General features: G+C 24.8%; 2 protein-coding genes. Both read right to left on the bottom strand.

The window, feature by feature from the left end:
* Nucleotides 1–99: 99 nt before the first annotated feature.
* Nucleotides 100–1,539, bottom strand: coding sequence for a bifunctional aminoglycoside N-acetyltransferase AAC(6')-Ie/aminoglycoside O-phosphotransferase APH(2'')-Ia (locus tag KA926_RS13605; RefSeq protein WP_001028144.1), 1,440 nt, complete (start codon nt 1,537–1,539; stop codon nt 100–102).
* Nucleotides 1,540–1,944 carry a GNAT family N-acetyltransferase gene (locus KA926_RS13600; protein WP_000134308.1) on the bottom strand — a complete coding sequence of 135 codons (405 nt, stop codon included), beginning with the start codon at nt 1,942–1,944 and terminating at the stop codon, nt 1,540–1,542.
* Between the last annotated feature and the right edge of the window lie 14 nt (nt 1,945–1,958).

Raw genomic sequence — 1,958 nt, 5'->3', positions numbered from 1 at the left:
ACAGGAGTCTGGACTTGACTCACTTCCTTTATTATTTTTCATTTTTTTAAACTATTTAATACTAATGTCTTTTATAATAGCTTTTCATATATTATATAATCAATCTTTATAAGTCCTTTTATAAATTTCTTTTCTACCATTTTCGATAAATTCCTGTTTAATATTTTTAATTCCATAAACAATAGTTTCAATAGGATAATATTCTTCAACTATATCTTGATATTCTTTTGCTTTCTCAATATCTATATTTCCATACATTCTTAATATATCTTCTCCAAAATTTGTTCCTATTTCTTCTTCACTATCTTCAAGTAAGTATATAAAATCACAATATTCATCTATAATTCCAGAATCTCCAAAATCAATTATTCCAGTTAATCTATTATTGCCATCTAACAATAGATGATTACAACTAAAATCATTATGGCATAAACACTTTTTACCCTCAAAAACTGTTGTTGCATTTAGTCTTTCCATAAAACTTTCTATATAATCTTTTTCTATATCAGTTAAATCATTATAAATAGTTTCACGCAACAATATATACTCTTCTAATACATTTTGTTTATTATCAATAGTACATTCACTAATATCTGTATAATCTAAACCGTGCATTTGTCTTAAAAAACTGGCAATATCTCGTTTTAACAAATTTTGTTCTTCTTCTGACATAGTAGAATAAATTTCTGGTGTTAAAAAAGTTCCTTTAATTTCTTTATAACCTAGTATAGATAATTCATCACTAATATACGAATATTCAATATTAGGAATTTTTACATTAGTTTCTAAATTTGTATTTAAAAAATTATATATTGCTTTTTCTTTTGCATAACCTTTTTTCTTATTAGTACTAAATTTTGTTTTAAAAATGTATTCATTATTAACTAAATATGCCACACTATCATAACCACTACCGATTATTTCAATACTATCTACTTTGAAATTATCAAAGTAATGCTCAATTAAATATTTCATTGCCTTAACATTTGTGGCATTATCATCATATCTATATTCCATTAAATAACAATCTTCTTTTTTGCCCTCGTGTAATTCATGTTCTGGCAAATCTTCAATAATTCTAAAACCAGATTTTTGGTATGCCCTTATTGCTCTTGGATTATTTTTATGAGGGTCTAAAATAACTGCATTAGCATTTCTTTCTTTTTTCAAAAATTCAAAAATCAATTTAATATATCTTGTACCAATTCCTTTACTCCAATAATTTGGCTCTCCTATAAATTGATCCATACCATAGACTATCTCATCAGTTTTTGGATAATGATAATCAGTATATAACTCATCATACATTTTATATATTTGTCCATATCCAATAGGAACATTGTTATATTCAATAATTACTCTAAAAACTTCATCTTCCCAAGGCTCTGTATAATGTTTTTTTAATGATTCTAATGTATATTTTTTATCTCTACCACCATAAAATTCTAATACTCTTTCATCAGTTAACCATTTTAACATCAAAGGAAAATCATCATCTATTAAAGTTCTTATACATATTTCATTTTCAACTATATTCATTTATTTATCACCTTTTTCATAATCATATACATATACTATTTCATCTTTATAATCATTTTTACCACCTAATTTTTCATATACATGGCAAGCTCTAGGATTACCTTTATCAGTTATTAAAAACATTTCAGAACAACCAATCTCTTTAGAATATTCCTTAATAAAAGATAATAATTTTGAACCATAACCTTTGTCTTGATAGTTAGGTAACATTCCTATTGAGTGTAAATAAAACATTGTTTTTCCATCAGGTCTTAAAAGTGTATAGCAATATGCAAATCCTATAATTTTATTATTTTCTTTAGCTATAAACCCAAATGAACTGGTATCATTAAGAAATCCTTTTAAATTATCAATATCAAAAACCATATTATCATCAATTAAAACTTCTTCCATAAACTCAGTCAAGTCCAGACTCCTGT

The sequence above is a fragment of the Staphylococcus sp. GDY8P94P genome, from assembly GCF_017892255.1.
Lineage (GTDB): Bacteria > Bacillota > Bacilli > Staphylococcales > Staphylococcaceae > Staphylococcus > Staphylococcus cohnii.
Note: the sequence above shows the minus strand (reverse complement) of the source record. Positions and strands in the feature narration are given on the sequence as shown.

Bases quoted from the DNA above. Each gene is read 5' to 3' on its own strand.
- KA926_RS13605 (WP_001028144.1), bottom strand. From the start codon at position 1,539: ATGAATATAGTTGAAAATGAAATATGTATAAGAACTTTAATAGATGAT.